1 protein-coding gene is annotated in these 551 nt (G+C 58.6%); it reads left to right on the forward strand.

Annotated elements, in window-relative coordinates:
• Window positions 1–64: 64 nt before the first annotated feature.
• Window positions 65–551, forward strand: a 487-nt coding sequence (locus D456_RS27315; RefSeq protein ID WP_204366801.1) for a hypothetical protein, incomplete at its 3' end; no start/stop codon positions are given.

Here is a 551-nt window from a genome sequence, read left to right on the forward strand (position 1 = left end):
AGATCACCCGAGCTGTGCTCGTACTTCAAATCCGAGAAGCAGGATGAAAAGGGCTCAGTCCGGCATGAGACTGTCAGGAGAGCGAACAATCAGCAGCAACACCGACCTTGGCCTGTTAACGTCGATCACCCTTCAACCTGACGGGAGGGCGCCAGGATCGAAACGCGAGATAGCTGACAGCACTGACTACGACAACTATTTCCGCATCCGTCGCGAGGCCGACCCGGAGAGGTGGTCCAGTGCGGCCCGGAAGGTCGCCAAGGAGGTCGTGGAAGACCTGCCTTCCAGCAGTCTTGACGAGGCGACTCAACGCGATCTCCTAACAGGGATCTCCACACTCCTCCTGTCGGCATCCCGGTGGCCGGAAAGATCGGATACTGCCGGGGGCACGGAGTCGACCCAGGTTCCGGATCGTGAGGTCCGGGTGTCGGTCACCCGTTGGAAGGTCGGCCACCACCTATTCCATCTTCTATTATCGATCATGAACAGGCACAGTGAGCCTTTCCGGGTAAGCGTTGCTCACGCACGGTTACAACATGGGTGGAGAGAGA

It is taken from the genome of Nocardiopsis kunsanensis DSM 44524 (assembly GCF_000340965.1).
Classification (GTDB): domain Bacteria; phylum Actinomycetota; class Actinomycetes; order Streptosporangiales; family Streptosporangiaceae; genus Nocardiopsis; species Nocardiopsis kunsanensis.